The sequence below is a fragment of the Corynebacterium singulare genome, from assembly GCF_000833575.1.
Lineage (GTDB): Bacteria > Actinomycetota > Actinomycetes > Mycobacteriales > Mycobacteriaceae > Corynebacterium > Corynebacterium singulare.
Map to the genome: position 1 here is coordinate 551,965 of NZ_CP010827.1, position 15,170 is coordinate 567,134.

At 64.2% G+C, this 15,170-nt stretch carries 15 protein-coding genes; 6 read left to right on the forward strand and 9 right to left on the reverse strand.

The annotated features are described in order from the left end of the window. Positions 1-2: 2 nt before the first annotated feature. Positions 3-404: a hypothetical protein gene (locus tag CSING_RS02635; RefSeq protein ID WP_042529457.1), complete on the reverse strand. Its 402-nt coding sequence runs from the start codon at positions 402-404 to the stop codon at positions 3-5. Positions 405-462: 58 nt separating this feature from the next. Here CSING_RS02635 and CSING_RS02640 point away from each other — a divergent pair, with 58 nt between their 5' ends. Beyond that, positions 463-1,143 carry a hypothetical protein gene (locus CSING_RS02640; protein WP_042529459.1) on the forward strand — a complete coding sequence of 227 codons (681 nt, stop codon included), beginning with the start codon at positions 463-465 and terminating at the stop codon, positions 1,141-1,143. Beyond that, positions 1,140-2,672: a DNA polymerase Y family protein gene (locus CSING_RS02645; protein WP_042529461.1), complete on the forward strand. Its 1,533-nt coding sequence runs from the start codon at positions 1,140-1,142 to the stop codon at positions 2,670-2,672. Before CSING_RS02640 ends, CSING_RS02645 begins: the two co-directional genes overlap by 4 nt. Here the strand turns inward: CSING_RS02645 and CSING_RS13715 are convergent. Then, positions 2,669-3,316, reverse strand: a complete 648-nt coding sequence (locus CSING_RS13715) for an AMIN-like domain-containing (lipo)protein (protein ID WP_042529463.1) — start codon at positions 3,314-3,316, stop codon at positions 2,669-2,671. The two genes, CSING_RS02645 and CSING_RS13715, sit on opposite strands and share 4 nt — an antisense overlap. A gap of 98 nt (positions 3,317-3,414) precedes the next feature. Between CSING_RS13715 and CSING_RS02655 the strand changes: the two genes are divergently transcribed. Continuing rightward, the gene (locus tag CSING_RS02655; RefSeq protein WP_042529465.1) at positions 3,415-4,284 is read left to right on the forward strand and encodes a sucrase ferredoxin; all 870 of its coding nucleotides are present in this window, start codon (positions 3,415-3,417) and stop codon (positions 4,282-4,284) included. Positions 4,285-4,300: 16 nt separating this feature from the next. Here CSING_RS02655 and CSING_RS02660 read toward each other — a convergent pair whose 3' ends face one another. The 3 genes from CSING_RS02660 to CSING_RS02670 all read right to left on the reverse strand — a co-directional run bounded on the left by CSING_RS02660 (position 4,301) and on the right by CSING_RS02670 (position 7,023). Continuing rightward, positions 4,301-4,981, reverse strand: a complete 681-nt coding sequence (locus CSING_RS02660; RefSeq protein WP_042529467.1) for a methionine ABC transporter permease — start codon at positions 4,979-4,981, stop codon at positions 4,301-4,303. Beyond that, positions 4,978-6,021 carry a methionine ABC transporter ATP-binding protein gene (locus CSING_RS02665; RefSeq protein ID WP_042529469.1) on the reverse strand — a complete coding sequence of 348 codons (1,044 nt, stop codon included), beginning with the start codon at positions 6,019-6,021 and terminating at the stop codon, positions 4,978-4,980. Before CSING_RS02665 ends, CSING_RS02660 begins: the two co-directional genes overlap by 4 nt. 102 nt (positions 6,022-6,123) lie before the next feature. Further along, positions 6,124-7,023: a MetQ/NlpA family ABC transporter substrate-binding protein gene (locus CSING_RS02670; protein ID WP_042529471.1), complete on the reverse strand. Its 900-nt coding sequence runs from the start codon at positions 7,021-7,023 to the stop codon at positions 6,124-6,126. 164 nt (positions 7,024-7,187) lie between these two features. Between CSING_RS02670 and CSING_RS02675 the strand changes: the two genes are divergently transcribed. Continuing rightward, positions 7,188-10,325, forward strand: a complete 3,138-nt coding sequence (locus CSING_RS02675) for an error-prone DNA polymerase (RefSeq protein WP_042529473.1) — start codon at positions 7,188-7,190, stop codon at positions 10,323-10,325. Between the two features lie 5 nt (positions 10,326-10,330). Here the strand turns inward: CSING_RS02675 and CSING_RS02680 are convergent, their stop codons facing one another. Together CSING_RS02680 and CSING_RS02685 are read right to left on the reverse strand one after the other, a co-directional pair. Next, entirely contained in the window at positions 10,331-10,801 is a 471-nt protein-coding gene (locus CSING_RS02680; protein ID WP_042529475.1) for a hypothetical protein, read from the reverse strand. Between the two features lie 7 nt (positions 10,802-10,808). Beyond that, the gene (locus CSING_RS02685; protein WP_042529477.1) at positions 10,809-11,069 is read right to left on the reverse strand and encodes a helix-turn-helix transcriptional regulator; all 261 of its coding nucleotides are present in this window, start codon (positions 11,067-11,069) and stop codon (positions 10,809-10,811) included. Positions 11,070-11,127: 58 nt separating this feature from the next. Here CSING_RS02685 and CSING_RS02690 point away from each other — a divergent pair, with 58 nt between their 5' ends. Then, entirely contained in the window at positions 11,128-11,577 is a 450-nt protein-coding gene (locus CSING_RS02690) for a PH domain-containing protein (protein WP_042529479.1), read from the forward strand. After that, positions 11,574-12,995 carry a PH domain-containing protein gene (locus CSING_RS02695; RefSeq protein WP_042529481.1) on the forward strand — a complete coding sequence of 474 codons (1,422 nt, stop codon included), beginning with the start codon at positions 11,574-11,576 and terminating at the stop codon, positions 12,993-12,995. The genes CSING_RS02690 and CSING_RS02695 overlap by 4 nt, the downstream gene beginning before the upstream one ends. Here CSING_RS02695 and CSING_RS02700 read toward each other — a convergent pair. Beyond that, positions 12,967-13,236, reverse strand: coding sequence for a FeoC-like transcriptional regulator (locus tag CSING_RS02700; RefSeq protein WP_042529483.1), 270 nt, complete (start codon positions 13,234-13,236; stop codon positions 12,967-12,969). The genes CSING_RS02695 and CSING_RS02700 overlap by 29 nt on opposite strands. Continuing rightward, positions 13,236-15,167 (reverse strand): ferrous iron transport protein B, encoded by a 1,932-nt coding sequence (gene feoB / locus CSING_RS02705; protein WP_042529485.1) that lies wholly within the window; start codon positions 15,165-15,167, stop codon positions 13,236-13,238. The genes CSING_RS02700 and feoB overlap by 1 nt, the downstream gene beginning before the upstream one ends. Positions 15,168-15,170: the final 3 nt, after the last annotated feature.

Genomic DNA, 15,170 nt, shown 5'->3' on the forward strand with positions numbered 1-15,170 from the left:
CGTTAGGCGTAGGCGAGCTTGCGGGAGCCGTCCACGTGCGGGAAAAGCACGAACGCGGCCCCGCCGACAAGGACTCCCACGAGCACGCTGCCCCATGTGGGGAGGGCGATGAGCGGGGCGACCATGATGGCTAACCACAGCACCATGAGTGGTAGAAGCTGAGCTATGGAGGGCAGTGGGGAGACGTTGTGGTCCTCGGCGAACTCGCGCATGCGTTGGCGGTAGGGGTGCAGAAGTACCACCGCGCAGGCAGCGAGGATGAAGACCAGACTCAGCCCCAGCGCGAGGCCGAAGTGGATGCGGCTTGTACCTACCGCCACGGCGGCACCGGCCAGCAGTGAGGCGCCGAGGCGTACCCACAGCGGGGTGGGGATGGGGGTGGTGTGCGCGTGGAGGGGGTTCATGCCGCCTTACGCTACCAGCGCAATTGCGCGTGTCCGGTGGGAGGTTCATAATGGAGCCATGAATCAAACGGGTGTTCGCTTAGCGGGTGGCTCACGGGCCGACCACATTGCGGCTTTGCGTGCCCAGATTCAGCGTTTGGAAACGCCAGATGTGGCGGTGGATGTCCAGCCCGAGGTGGAAATCCTTGGCGTTCCCGATGTGCTATCATCCCTGCTCCCTGGCGGTGGGCTTCCCCGAAAGCAGGCTACGGCATGCGCGGAATGTGCGGCCCTAGTGGTGGATCTCGTGAGTCATGTTAGCGCGGCGGGCGGACATGTGGGCATCGTGGGCTGGCCAGACCTTTCACTCGCACAGGTGGCCGAGGAGGGGGATGTCTCCCGGGTTATCGTTGTGCCCGATCCAGGGGCGGAGCCGTGGGCGGTGACCGGTGTGTTATGTGAGGGGTTGGACCTCGTCGTGCACAAAGGTCTCGGCGAGCTGAGCCCCACGCGAGCACGCCCAGTGCTGGCCAAGGTGCGCGGCGGTCAGGCGGCTTTGCTGACCGTCGGTGCGCGGCTGCCGGGCACGGCCACGGAAATTGGTGCGGACGTCGTGGCGGTGCGCGGCGTGGGCCGCGGCGTGGGGCGTATTAGGGGAGTGGACATTGAGGTGCGGGTGGCGTCGAAAAGCACGCGCCCGCGTCGTGGGATCCTCACCTGCGGCGAACGCGCTGAGCGGCCACGCTTGGAGGTGGTATGAGAGTCGCGGCCCTGTGGTTCCCGGATTGGCCCATCCAGGCGCTGCAGGACGCCGACAGGGCAGCGTGTGTGATTGCCTCCCAGTACCACGTGGCAGTGTGTAACGCGGCGGCGCGCCGGGCCGGGGTGCGCCGCGGCATGCGCGTGCGCCAGGCCCAGGCGGTGCTGCCGGATGTGCGCGTGGAGGAGGCTAACCCGGACCGCGATGGCGCAGTCTTCGCAGGGATTGCCGCGGGGCTTGATGCGGTGGCGTCCTCGGTGGAGGTCCTGCGCCCCGGCCTGGTTATTGTGGATGCGCGCGCGGCGGGGCGTTTCCACGGAAGCGAAGATAGGGCAGTGGAGATGCTTGTCGACGCCTCCTCCAGAGCCCACCTCGACGCCACCGTCGGCGTCGCAGACGAGATTGCCACCGCGCTCATTGCCGCGCGCCACGAGAACCTCGGCGCGGTGGTGCCAGAAGGTGGGTCGCGGGAGTTTCTGGCGGAGCAACCGGTGGGGTTGCTGGCTGCGGAAGTCTCGCTCGGCTGCCCGCCCGAGGTGGTCCATACTCTTCATCGTCTCGGCGTGCGCACGTTGGGTGAGCTGGCGCGCCTGCCACTGCGGCAGGTCACCACGCGTTTCGGTGAGGCGGGGCGGCGCTGCCACGCGGTGGCCTCCGCCGCGCCGGATAGGCGAGTAGCTCCGGAGCTTCAGCGGCCTGACCTCGGCGTGGAGCAGGCCTTCGAGGAACCGCTTGAGCGCGTGGATGCCGCGGCCTTCGCCGCGCGCCAGCTGGCGGCGCGACTGCACGCGGCATTGGATGATGCGGGGCTTATCTGTGTGCGTCTGCGGGTCATCGCCGAATTCGAGGGCGGCACGCGCCTGGAGCGTATCTGGCGCACCCAGGAAGCGCTGAGTGAAGCCGCCACGGCAGACCGCGTGCGCTGGCAGCTCGATGGGTGGCTGAGTAGTGCGCGGGCGGGCGAGGGTGGGGGTGTGGAGAAGCTGGTGCTGGAGCCGGTGGAAGTCGCCCCGCCCGGGGATGGCGTGCTGTGGGGCGCGGGTGAATCGACTGAGCAGGCCAAACGGGTCATTGCGCGGGTGCAGTCCCAGCTGGGGGTGGACCGTGTGCTGCAGCCGCGGCCGGCGGCTGGGCGCGGGGTGGCCGAGCGTATCGAGCTGGTTCCCTACGGCGAGCAGCGTGACCCCGCCCCGGAGGGCACGTGGCCAGGGCGCATCCCCGCGCCGCTGCCGGCGAGCCTGGCGCACCCGGCCGCGCGCATTCGGCTTATCGACGCCTCCGCGCGCGACATCATCGTCACCGCCGAGGCCCTCCTCTCCGGCGAGCCCGCGGGCCTGGGCTGGGGCCGTCACCGCTACCGCGTCACCGGGTGGGCCGGGCCCTGGCCAGTGGACACCGGATGGTGGGACCCCAACGAGGCGCAGCGCTGCGCGCGCCTGCAAGTGGTCGGTGACAACGAGAACGGCCAGCGCGCCTGGCTTCTTGTGTGGGCAGGCGGGCGCTGGTCCGTGGAGGCGACGTATACCTAATTCTGGATATCGATAACCAGACGTGTTGGCGCCTTGAGCACCTGGACGGAGTAGGGGTGGCGCCCGTCGAGCCCGACGACGAACTGCGAACGCGCCTCAAAGGTGCCGCCGCTGACAACTTGGGTGACCATGCCGCCAGCGCCTTTGACGGTGCCGATGTTCGGGTCTTCCATGTCGAGCTGGAATGGGTACGCGGTGCCGTCGATGCTGACGTCGAGAGCCGTTGAGCCCTCATACGAGATGGGGTTGCCAGATCCCTGCTGGGCGGGGGAGTCGGTGTAATCGATGTGCCAGCCCGGTGAGCCATTGCCGACGAATTCGAAGACGACGCGCTCAAAGTTATCGTGCTTGCCCACGCGCACATCCGTCACGACCAGCTCGGAGGGTGCCGGCGGGCGGAGGGTTTTCATCTCCAAGTTGGCATCGCCCAGTGGGGTTAGTCCGGCTGGGGCCGTGGCGTTCTGGGCCGGAGCGGCGGTGACGGTGGCGGTTGAGGTGGAGGCTCCAGACAAGGAGGCGTCGAGCGTGGCGGTGGGGGCGGAGGCGTCGTCAGAGGACGCGGAGCAGCCCTGCAGCACGAGCGCACTCGATACAGCGAGTGCTGCCACGGAGGCAGCTGCGCGCGAGAGAGTGTGTTTCGGCATACCCCCGAGCGTAGCTGCCGGTAGAGAAATTCCTAGCACCGAAGTGAACATCGTAACCACATTGTTGTGAAAGAAGTGATGACAGTTAAACTGGCGCCATGACCTTCTGCTCTGACATCCAGGTCGAACCCCTGGCTGGTACCGCTAAGCAAGAATCCGTCTATGTTCTCTTCGAGTGGCCCGCGGCCTGGTCCCGCGATGTGCTTGACGGCCACACGTTCGGCCCCGGCTTGACCGAAAAGCTCAAGGCCAAGCTTAAGGGCGTGGCCGGCCTGCAGCTCATCCGCCGCCCTGGACGCGCCGGGCGGGAGCGCGGAACGGGTCATTTCCGCTGCTTCGTGGTCTGGGCTCGCGAGGGCCTGGTGCAGGATTACATCCTCAACGGCCCGGAGGACATCCTCGACCTCGACTTGGAGAACCCGCGCGGCACGTGCCTGCCGCTAGTGCTGGTGTGTACTCACGCCAAGCGCGATGCCTGCTGCGCGGTGAAGGGTCGCCCGCTCGCGGCGTCGCTGGCCTGTGAGTACGAGGAGACGGTGTGGGAGACCTCGCACACCAAGGGCCATCGCTTCGCGCCGTCGGTGCTGCTCATGCCGTGGGGTTATTCCTTCGGGCGCCTCAACGTGGAGGCCGGCCGCGAGCTCGTGGGCAAAGCTTTGCGCGGCGAGTACTTTTACCCAGCGAACCGCGGCTCGGGACTGAACACACCGCAGAGCCAGGTGGCGGAACTTGCGGTGGCGCGGATGCTTCTCGACGTCCCCGAAACCCTCCACTACGGCGACCTCCACGTCGACGCAGCAGCTGAGGCTGCTGCGGAGGACAGTGTCACCGTGCGCCATGCTGATGGCCGTGCGTGGGACGTAGAGCTGGAAGAAAAAGAGGCCTCCGGCGTCGTCTCCTCCTGCGGAGACGAGCCAAAGACCTCTCGCTTTTATGTTGCGTGTCGCGTCTTTCGACGCGACACGTAGGTAGGACGCGACACGGCTAGCGGCGCATAATCTTCGCTGACAGCCAGTTGCCGAAGAACTGAGCTGCCTGCACGAGCACGATGATGATGAGGGTAGCCACCACGGTGACTTCCCACTCGAAGGCGCGGTAACCGTACACGATGGCGAAGTCACCCAAGCCGCCGCCGCCGACGTAGCCGGCCATGGCGGACATGTCGACGATGCCGATGAACAGGAAGGTGTAGCCCAGCACCAGCGGTCCGAGAGCCTCGGGCACGATGACTGTGGTGATGATCTTCCACGGTGAGGCGCCCATGGCGCGGGCCGCCTCAATGACGCCCGGATCCAGCGCCACGAGGTTTTGCTCCACGATGCGCGCCACCGCAAAGGTTGCAGCGATGACCATGACGAACGTTGCTGGTCCGCGGCCAATGGAACTGCCCAACACCGCCACCGTGAGTGGCTGGACAAAGGCCAGCAAGATAATGAACGGAATCGGGCGGATGAAGTTCACCAGGATATTGATGATGAAGTAAATAACCTTGTTCTGCAGGATGCCGCCTGGGCGGGTGGTGTAGAGCAAGATACCCAGAACGAGGCCGATGAGGCCGGCGAGCACCATGGTGGTGGCGACCATGATGAGGGTGTCTTTGATGGCGTCGACAAGCGTGCCACTTAGACGGTCCCAGTTGGCCTCCGCGAGGTAAGTGACGGTCATCGTTGAATCTCCTCAATCTCGGTGGTGCGTTGCATGTGGGCGTAGAATTCTTCGATGGCCTCTGCCGGGCCGTTGAGGCGCACGGTGAGCTTGCCGAAGGAATGCTTCTGCAGGGTCGTAATACCGCCGTGGACGACGGCGATGGATACGCCCTTGTCGCCGAGCTTGCCGGCAGCGTCGAAGAAGCCGGACTTCTCGGTCAGGTTGATGGTGAACAGTCGGCCCTCGTGAGCGAGAAGGTCATCGGCTTCGACGATGTCCGGGGTGTTGCGCAGCGACGTCGCCACGAACTTCTCGGCCACGCTCGTCTTCGGGTGAGAGAAGACCTCGTAGACGCTGCCGTCCTCAATGACGCGGCCATTTTCCATCACGGCGACCTTGTCGGCGATGGAACGCACGACGTCCATCTCGTGGGTAATGACCACGATGGTGATGCCGAGGTCGCGGTTGACCTTGCGTAGTAGGTCGAGGACCTCGTGTGTGGTGGTGGGGTCGAGGGCGGAGGTGGCTTCGTCCGCAAGCAACAGCGAAGGCTGCGTCGCCAATGCGCGGGCAATGCCAACACGCTGCTTCTGGCCACCGGAGAGCTGCTCCGGGTAGTTATCGCCCTTGTCAGACAAGCCGACGAAATCGAGCAGCTCTTGGACGCGCTTTTTACGCTCCTGCTTGTCGACGCCCTGCAGCTTCAACGGGTATTCAATATTGCCCGCCGCGGTGCGTGAGGACATGAGGTTGAACTGCTGAAAGATCATGCCGATGTTGCGGCGGATGCCGCGCAGCTGCTTTTCGGGCATACCGACGACATTGGTGCCGTCGAGAAGCAGCTCTCCCGACGTTGGGGTATCGAGGCCGTTGATCATGCGCACCAGCGTGGACTTACCTGCGCCGGAGAAGCCGATGATACCGACAATTTCGCCGGACTCGACGGTCAGGGAGACATTGTCGAGTGCTTTAGTAGTGGTCTTTTTGTTCTTAAAGACCTTGGTGATGTTGTGGAACTCAATCCGGGTGCCGCGGTGGGCGCCAGAGTAGTCAGTCACGTGGGTGTCCTTGTGGGGTTATGTGAATCGTGTGTAACGGCCAAATCCCCCGGCCACGCACTTCAGCGTGAACGCGGGGGGACATGTGGAGTAGAGGGGAGCTTAGGCTTCCTCTTCGAGGCGGTCCAGAATCTCCTGGAGCTCCTCCTGCGGGCGGTCCACAGCCACGGCAGTGTCACCGGAGGACTTCAGGACAGCTTCGGTGACCTTCGGATCCTTCCACAGCTTGGCCAGCTCGTGGAGGGTCTCGTTGTCTGCGTCCTCTGCACGTACGGCCCATACGTTGATGTACGGCTCGGCCTCGGTGGAGTTCGGGTCATCCTGCGCAACAGCGGACTTCGGGTCAATGCCGGCGCGCTCCAGGAAGGAGTTGTTAATGACGGCCGGCTTGCCCTCGCCGTACGCGGCCGGAGTCTGGGCGGCGTCGACTGGGGTGACGGTGACCTTGGACTTCTTTTCGTCGATGTCGAGCGGAGTCGGGATCAGCGGGCTGTCCTCCTTGAGGGTAACCAGGCCTTCCTGAGCCAGCAGGCCGATAGCGCGGCCCTGGTTGGTGGAATCATTCGGGATGGCAACTTCCTGGCCCTCGGCGTCAGAGAGATCCTCGTGGTCCTTCCAGTAGATGGCCAGCGGGTAAATCTCGGTGGATGCCAGCGGAACGAGGTCGGTGCCGTTGCCCTGGTTGTACTTAGCGAGGAACTGCAGGTGCTGGAACTTGTTAGCGGTCAGCTGACCCTGATCCAGAGCCTGGTTCGGGGTGTTGTAGTCCGCGAAGTTCTCCAGCTTTACGTCGTAGCCGGCCTCCTTGGCCAGGTCCTGGAAGACAGCCCACTCTTCCATGTTGGCATCGGTGGTGCCGATGGTGATGGTGGAGTCCTTGGTGATGGCCTCGCCGGAGTCCTTGGACTCAGCGGAGTCCGAGGAGTCGGAGGAGCAGGCAACCAGGCCGGTGGCGGCGATGACGGCTGCGGAGGTGGCAGCGAGTGCGCGACGGATGCTCATGATGGGTCTAGTGTCCCTTCTTCATTGTTTGTGCGGCATGCAGGGATGCCGCAGGTGATTACACTGCTCGAAAACTAGCAATGATTGAACCGCTTTGTCTATTTCGGTGATTGTTCAACGAAAACCTTGACGCGAACTATTGTTCTAATTTAGGGTGTGGGGCTATGAGGTTCAACGGGGGTGCAGCGCTGCCGTGGTCCCGCGTGGAGCGGATTCTGTCCGGCCGCCCGGGGCCCATTCCGGTATCGGTGGACCATCTGCCGCAGCCCACGGATGAGCCGAGGGTGGGGCACTCTACTGTGCCCTTCGCGGAGTTGCATGCGGTGAGCTCCTATAGCTTCCTGCGGGGCGCGTCCGAGCCGGAAGAGCTTGTAGCGCGCGCCGTCGAGCTGGGCTTGCAGGGAATGGCGCTGGTAGACAGGGATGGATTCTATGGCCTCATGAAGTTTGCGGAGGCGGCCGCTAAGGTGGGGCTGCCTGCCGTTTTTGGCGCGGAGCTCAGTCTTGATCCGGCTCCGCTGACCGTCCTGGCGCGCACTCCGGAGGGTTATCGCCGTCTGTCGCGGCTTATCTCCCGCGCGCGCATGGAGGCGGGGGAGAAGGGCGCGGTGTCCTATCCGCCGTTGGCGGATATTGCGGCGGAGTTGCAGGAGCATTGTTTCTTCCTTGTGGGGTGGGAATGGGCAGAGCATTTCGATCTTTTGATCGAAAGAATTAAAATAGACAGCATGGTTTTGGAGTACTCCTGTACCCAAACTCCGGAGGACGCCGACCACCACGCGGCGCTGGATAATCTCCCCGTTCCGCGCGCCATTGCCACTGCCCGGCCCGCTGCGGCTACGCGGGACCGTGCCAGGCTGGCTGGGGCCAAGCTTGCGCTGGCCCAGCGCCTCGCGCTTGTCGACGCCTCCCCCAACTCCCACCCCATGGGCTCTCCCTGGCTGCGCTCTGGGGATCAGATGGCGCAATTGCTTCCAGACCGGCCAGAACTCATCGCGGAAACCATCACGGTGCTGGAGGAGTGCAGCTTCACCTGGGAGGCGCTCGCCCCCAACTTGCCGGATTTCGATGTGCCGGAGGGTCACACCGAAATGTCGTGGCTCGAGCATCTCACCTTCGAGCGCGCGGCAGCGCGCTATGCCACGCGCCCCGAGGAAATTCGGCACAGGGCATGGGAGCAGATGCGGTACGAGCTGGATGTTATCGAGCAGCTTGGTTTTCCGGGTTACTTCCTTATTGTGTGCGACTTCGTGGATTTTTGCCGGCGGGAGAACATCCTGTGCCAGGGGCGTGGCTCGGCGGCGAATTCGGCGGTGTGTTTCGCGCTGGGGATTACGAATGCGGAGCCGATTTCCGCCGGCCTGCTTTTTGAGCGCTTCTTGTCCCCGGACCGTGATGGCCCGCCGGATATTGATATTGATATTGAATCCGGGCGGCGCGAGGAGGTTATCCAGTACGTCTACGCCAAGCATGGCCGCGAGCGTGCCGCGCAGGTGGCCAACGTGATCACCTACCGTCGCAAAGGCGCGCTGCGGGATGCCGCCCGCGCGTTGGGCTACCCGCAAGGCTCGGCCGATGCGTGGTCGAAGGGGATTGCGCCCGCGCCTGGCGACGTCGAATCCTTAGCCGAACAGTTCCTCGGCCAGCCGCGCCACCTGGGTATTCACTCTGGTGGCATGGTGCTGTGTGACCGGCCGATTGCGGATGTCGTGCCCGTGGAATGGGCGCGCATGGAGAACCGTTCGGTGCTGCAGTGGGATAAGGACGATTGCGCCGCGGCGGGGTTGGTGAAGTTCGACATGCTGGGCTTGGGTATGCTCGAGGCCCTGCATCACATGATGGACTTAGTGGAGGAGACCACGGGCCGGAAGGTCAATCTGTGGGAGCTGGACCTGGCGGATCCGGAAGTTTACGACATGCTCTGCCGCGCGGATGCGGTGGGCGTGTTCCAGGTGGAATCGCGCGCGCAGCTGAGTACGCTGCCCAGGCTGAAGCCGCGAGTCTTCTTCGACCTCGTGGTGGAGGTCGCGCTCATTCGCCCCGGCCCCATCCAGGGCGGGTCGGTGCATCCTTATCTGCGGCGCCGCGATGGTAAAGAGCCGGTGGAATATGACCATCCGGTGCTGGAGAAATCCCTGGGCAAGACGCTGGGCATTCCGCTTTTCCAGGAGCAGCTGATGCAGATTGCCGTCGATGCCGCCGGTTTTAGCGGTGCAGAGGCCGATGACCTGCGCCGCGCGATGGGCTCGAAGCGTTCGCCGGAGAGGATGGCCGCGCTCAAGCAGCGCTTCTATGACGGATTGTGTGAGACCAACGGGATTACCGGGGAGGTCGCGGACAAGCTGTGGACCAAGATTGTGGCTTTTGCCGCCTATGGCTTCCCGGAGTCCCACTCGCAGTCTTTTGCCTCTTTGGTGTACTTTTCGGCGTGGTTTAAGCGCTACTATCCGGCGCAGTTCTGCGTGGGCCTATTGCGCGCGCAGCCGATGGGCTTTTATTCGCCGCAGTCCCTCATCCAGGATGCGCGCCGCCACGGTGTGGAGGTGCTGCCGGCCACTGTCAACGATTCGGGCCGTGAAGCCCGTGCCGTGCTGGGGGAGGATGGCCAGGTGCGCATCCGTTTGGGGCTCAACCTCATCAAGGGGCTGGGCGATAAGGCCGCTGATCGCATTGAGGCGGCCGCGCCGTTTGCTAGCGTTCCGGATCTCTCCCGTCGCGCCGACCTCACCGTCGATCACGTGGAGGCCCTCGCGGTGGCGGGGGCCCTGGATGTCTTTGGAGTGGAGCGGCGCCAAGTGCTGTGGCAAGCGGGCGTTGCTGCGACGGAGCGAGAGGGGATGCTGCCGGGGCTGTCGGCCATCACGGCGCCGTCCTTGCCTGGGATGAGCGCGTTCGAGCTCATGGCAGCGGACGTGGCGAGCACCGGCGTGACGCATAACCAGCAGCCGATGGAGCAGGCACGCGGGGTGCTGCGAGACCGCGGGATACTGTGTGCCGCAGACTTGCCAGGCGTGGAGGACGGCACCCGCGTGCGCATTGCCGGGGTGGTCACGCACCGCCAGCGCCCGCAGACTGCAGGTGGCGTGGTCTTCTTCGGCCTGGAGGATGAGACCGGGTTGATGAACGTGATGGTCTCGCCTGGCTTGTGGGCCCGGGATAAGGTGACGGCTCGGACAGCTCCTGCGCTCATCGTACGCGGAATCGTACAGAATGCCTCCGGCGCGGTCACCGTTGCCGCGGACCAGCTGGAGCCGCTGGCTTTCGGTGAGGCGCTCTCGCGCGGCTCGCGGGACTTCCGCTAAGTGGTCTACTCCTTTGAGATGAGTTCGTCGCGGTTCATCTTTCCGGCGAGGGAGCGCGCCACGGAGAAGGGCAGCCACACCAGCAAGAGCAGGATGAGTTTGAAGTAGAGCAAGGAGACGAACACGCCATCCATGATGGGCATGGTTCTTGCTCCCCAGCTAATGACGCCGGTGACCAGCAGCAGGATGACAAGTGCGGCGAGGGAGTACTTGAGGCCATCGTCGCGCGCTTCGACGTGCTGCTGCATCTGGTACTCATCGAGCTCCGCTGTGGGCAGGTCTGCCGAGTTGATGGTTGTGCGCAGGCGCGCGGTCATGAGCGCGCACAGCAGCGTTCCGAGGGCGGCCACCATCAGTGAGGTGAACAGGTCCCAGAACTGCAGGGGGAGGGAAAGGATGATGAGGCCGGCGGACAGGTCGGTCAGGGTGATGTAGCGCTTGCGGGTCTTTACTGAATCGGGAATAGGGGCGGACATGTGTGGCTTATCCTTTTCGGTAGATTTCGGAGGACATAGGGGTGAATTCGGTCCGGGAGAATACGGCTTCCACAGGCAGGTTGAAGACTTCGCAGATGTTGAAAGCGAGATCCAAACTGGGGGAGTGGTCGCCGCGTTCGAGCGCGCCGATGGTTTGGGGGTTGACCCCAATCATCTCGGCAAGCTGCGCGCGCGTCATGTCCCGTTCAACGCGGAGCACGCGCACCCGGTTAAATAATGGGCGTGTGGGCTTTTTCTTTGGGGACATGCATCACAGTGTTGTATAAACCCAACGACTTGTCAAGGGTCCGTGTTAAAATGGTGGCATGAATCCGGTATCGCCTAAGCTCACCAAGGCCCGCTACATCACGAATTTGAGCTGGGATATTATCCTCGCCGCCCTCGCAGCAGCCGCTGCATATTTCTTCTGGGACTGGCTCTACTGGGTGGCCGGCGCACTCGTTGTGTGGGCGCTGTATGAGCTCTGGCTCATTCCCGCGCAGGTGAAAAACCTAGGTTGGCAGGAGACCGCAGACGAACTCTTAGTCACCCGCGGCAAAATCTGGCACACCTTCACCGTCGTTCCCTATGGCCGTATCCAGTTCGTCGACGTCACCGCCGGCCCCGTGGAACGGGCGATGGGACTGAAAAAGGTGAAGCTGCATACGGCGTCGCCAAGCAGCGATGCCACCATCCCCGGCCTACCCGCAGTTGACGCCGACGCATTGCGCGAACGCCTCGCCATCAAGGCACGTGAGAGGATGAGCGGACTGTGAAGGATCGCGCGCTTGTCGACGTCGACGGCTACACCCGCGTCCATCGCCTCACCCCGCTGCTGCGCTTTTGGTCGCTGATTCTAGCCCTGGTGGCCGTCTTTGTTCTCAATATCAACGCCTCGATGCTCTCCGACGTTCTGTCCTACCTGCAAGGTGGTCACCTAGGTGAGGTTGGCCGCGGAACGCTGCTCGGTATCGGTGGCTTTGTGCTGTTGTGCGCGGTCATCTGGCTGGTGTCCAGCATCTGGTGGCGCAAGTTGGGCTACAAGCTCACCGAGGATGAAATTGCACTACGGCATGGTGTTATTTCCACGTCATTCCGCTCCGCGCGTTATGAGCGCATTCAGGCTGTGGATGTGGTGGAATCCGTCATTGCACGCTTGCTGGGATTGGCTACGGTGCGCGTGGAGACCGCTGGCGGTAGGTCATCCGTCATCAAGATCGAGTACCTGTCCAAGGCGAAGGCGGAAGAGCTGCGTGAAGAATTGCTGCGCCGCACGCACGGAGGGGGCTCGGCAACTGCACCGAGCGTGGAGGTAGAGGAAGAACCCGCCGCGGATGCCTTGATTCCGGAGATTCCTATCCTGCGCACGCTTCTTGCGGAGCTGTTTCGTCTTCCCACGCTCGTGACCGCGATCTTCATCGGTGGGTTGCTCTTCATTCCTGGCATGTGGACGGCGCTTCTGCCGGTCATCGTGGGCTATGTGGGGCGCGTGTGGAGCCTGGTGGATTCCTCGTGGACGTTCACCGCGCTTCACGACGCCCCCTCCAACTCCCTCAACATCTCCTACGGCCTCGCCGACCGCCGCCGCCAGACCATCCGCATCAATCGCATCCACGGTGTTCGGGTCAGCCAGCCTCTGTTGTGGCGGATGTTTGGCTGGTACGAGGTGCACGTGTCGGTCGCAGGCTATGGCGCGAAGAGTAGCGGAAAACAGTCGGGCTCCACGCGTATCTTGCCGGTAGGTACCCGCGAGCAGGCACTGGAGCTGCTGGCGCTCGTTTCAGACCTGGACCGCACGCAGATTGAGGACTACGCCCGACCCGAAGGACACACGCAGCCCACGTACACCTCGCCGCGGCGCGCGACGTGGGTCAGCCCCGTTGACCGCGCGCAGCAGTCGGTGACGTTGGTGGATGAACCCCAGCCGGTCGCCATCGTCCACCGCGGACGCATCAACCGCCGCGTCATGGTAATTGGCACCCCGCACATTCAGGAGCTCACGCTGAAAGTGGGGCCGTTGAGCCACCTCGCCGGCGTGCGCACCGTGCGCTTCGACCTCGTCGCGGGCCCAGTCAGGATGGCCGGTCAGGACCTTACGCCTGCCGACGCCTCCGAGCTCCTCACCCGCCTGCGCACCCGCCGCCTGCCGGCTCTGGAGGGGCCGATTAGCGGTCCGCAGGGCGGCGAAGCTTAAGCAGCACCGGCCCGCGGGTGCTGCTGGGGCCCGCGCAGGCGGAGGCGGAAGAACAGGACCCGCACCCGCCCGCGGGGCAGGAGCCCAGCGGCTCCATGTCGAGCACACCGGAAGCGGTGAGGTGGTCCAGGATGAGATCCACCGTGCCGGGTTCTAGCCCGGTCTCCTGGGCGATGGCGGCACGCGAGCGCACGCCAGATTCGATAGCTCCTTGCACGGCCTGAATGGGGGAGGCAGGCATTAGATAAACACCTTCAAAATTTGGAAGGCTGCCACGGCCAGCACCCACGCGGTGACAAGCTGCATGCCGAAGCCAAAAAGCGTCCATCGCCAACCAATCTCGCGGCGCTGCGCCGCAATCGTGGCCACGCAGGGAGTGTAGGCCAAAAGGAAGAGCATGTACGCCCACACCGCTGCCAGGGTATGGCCGCCGGACGCCTGCTCGAAATCTTGACGCACGTGGTCACTGAGCGCGCTGTGGGATTGCTCTTCGGCGGAAGCATCGGTGACATCGTCGACGGCGTAAGTCTGTGCCCATGTCGAAATCAGTGCCTCCTTGGCCACGAAACCGGTGACCAGCGGGCCGGCCAGGGACCAGGAATCGAAGCCTGCCGGAGCAAAGGCCGGAGCGATGGCGTGGGCAACTGCGCCGTAAGCAGAATCCTCCGGGGCCGGAGGCTCGCCCAAGGTGGTGTCGTGTACGGCCGCGCCGACGGGGATGGCCATGAGTAGCCACACCACGACCACCGTGCTCACGATGATGCCGCCGGCAGTGTTCAAGAACCCCTTCAAGCGCGTCCACATGACGCTCAGCGCCAACCGCGCGGTGGGCAGCTGATATGTCGGCAAGTCAATGACCAGCGCTTCCTCCGGAACCGCGCGCCACAGAGTCTTGCGCAGCGCCAAGCCCACGAGTACGAGTAGCGCAATCGAGATGACGTACATAAGAAACACCACGCTGCCGGCATGGTCGGGGAAGAACGTGGCCGAGAGCATCACGAACACCACCAAGCGTGCCGAGCATGACGTAAACGGGATGAGCAGCGCAGTCATGATGCGGTGGCGCGGGCTGCCCAGCACGCGCGTGGCCGAAATCGCGGGCACATTACAGCCAAAGCCCACGACGATCGGGATAAAGGCCTTGCCCGGCAGGCCAATGGCCCGCATCAGGCGATCCGTCACCACCGCCGCGCGTGCCATGTAGCCGGAATCTTCCAGCACCGCCAAGCACAAGAACATCAGCGCCATGAGCGGGGCGAAGGTGAGGACCATGCCGACGCCGCCAATGAGGCCGTCGACAAGCAGGCCCGTAATGAGGGGGTGACCCAGGCCGATGGCCTCAAGCCCCGCCCGAGCCCAATCGCTCAGCGGCCCGGAGACCAACGCCTCCAATCCGTCCTGAAGGGGAGCGGCCACCGTCGTGGTGATCTGGAAAACCAGCCACATGACGGCCAAAAACAGCAAGGGACCCACAACCGGGTGGAGTGCCACGGCATCGAGTCGGTGCGAAAGGGGAGTGGCGTGCTCGACCTCGCTCACCGAGGCCTTCGCCGCCGCGTCCAGCTCCGCGAAGCGCCCCTCCAGCCCGGTATTCTCACGCAGCTGCACCGGGTGGTGAGCCAAAGACTCGAGCACGACCTCGCGCAGCTTCTCGACGCCTTCCCTCCTACGCCCATCCACAACCACCACCGGGATCGACGTGGCCTCGGCGAGCGCTGCGGCATCAACCGCCTGGCCCTGATTGAGCGCAACGTCAGTTTTCGTCAGGGCGATGATGAGGCGATAAGGCTGCTCTGCCAGCTGGAGCGCGACGTTGAGGCCACGGGCAACGGCGGTGGCATCGACGACCACGACGACGGCATCGGGGCGCTCGTCCCCCGCGCACTCGATGAGCATGGCGCGAGTCAGCGCCTCATCTGGGCTCAACGGATCGAGTGAATACGTGCCGGGGAAGTCGATGAGATCGGCGGTGCGATCACCCAGCTTCCACGCACCGCGGCTGACCTCCACCGTGGTTCCCGGCCAGTTGCCGGTCTGCGCTTTCGCACCGGTCAGGGCGTTGAACAGGGTGGATTTACCAGAGTTGGGGGAGCCGACAAGGGCGAGGATGGGCGCGCCAGCAGGGGCGAGCGCGCCGCCCGGATCGCCGTGGCAGCTAGGGGAGGAGGCCATGGA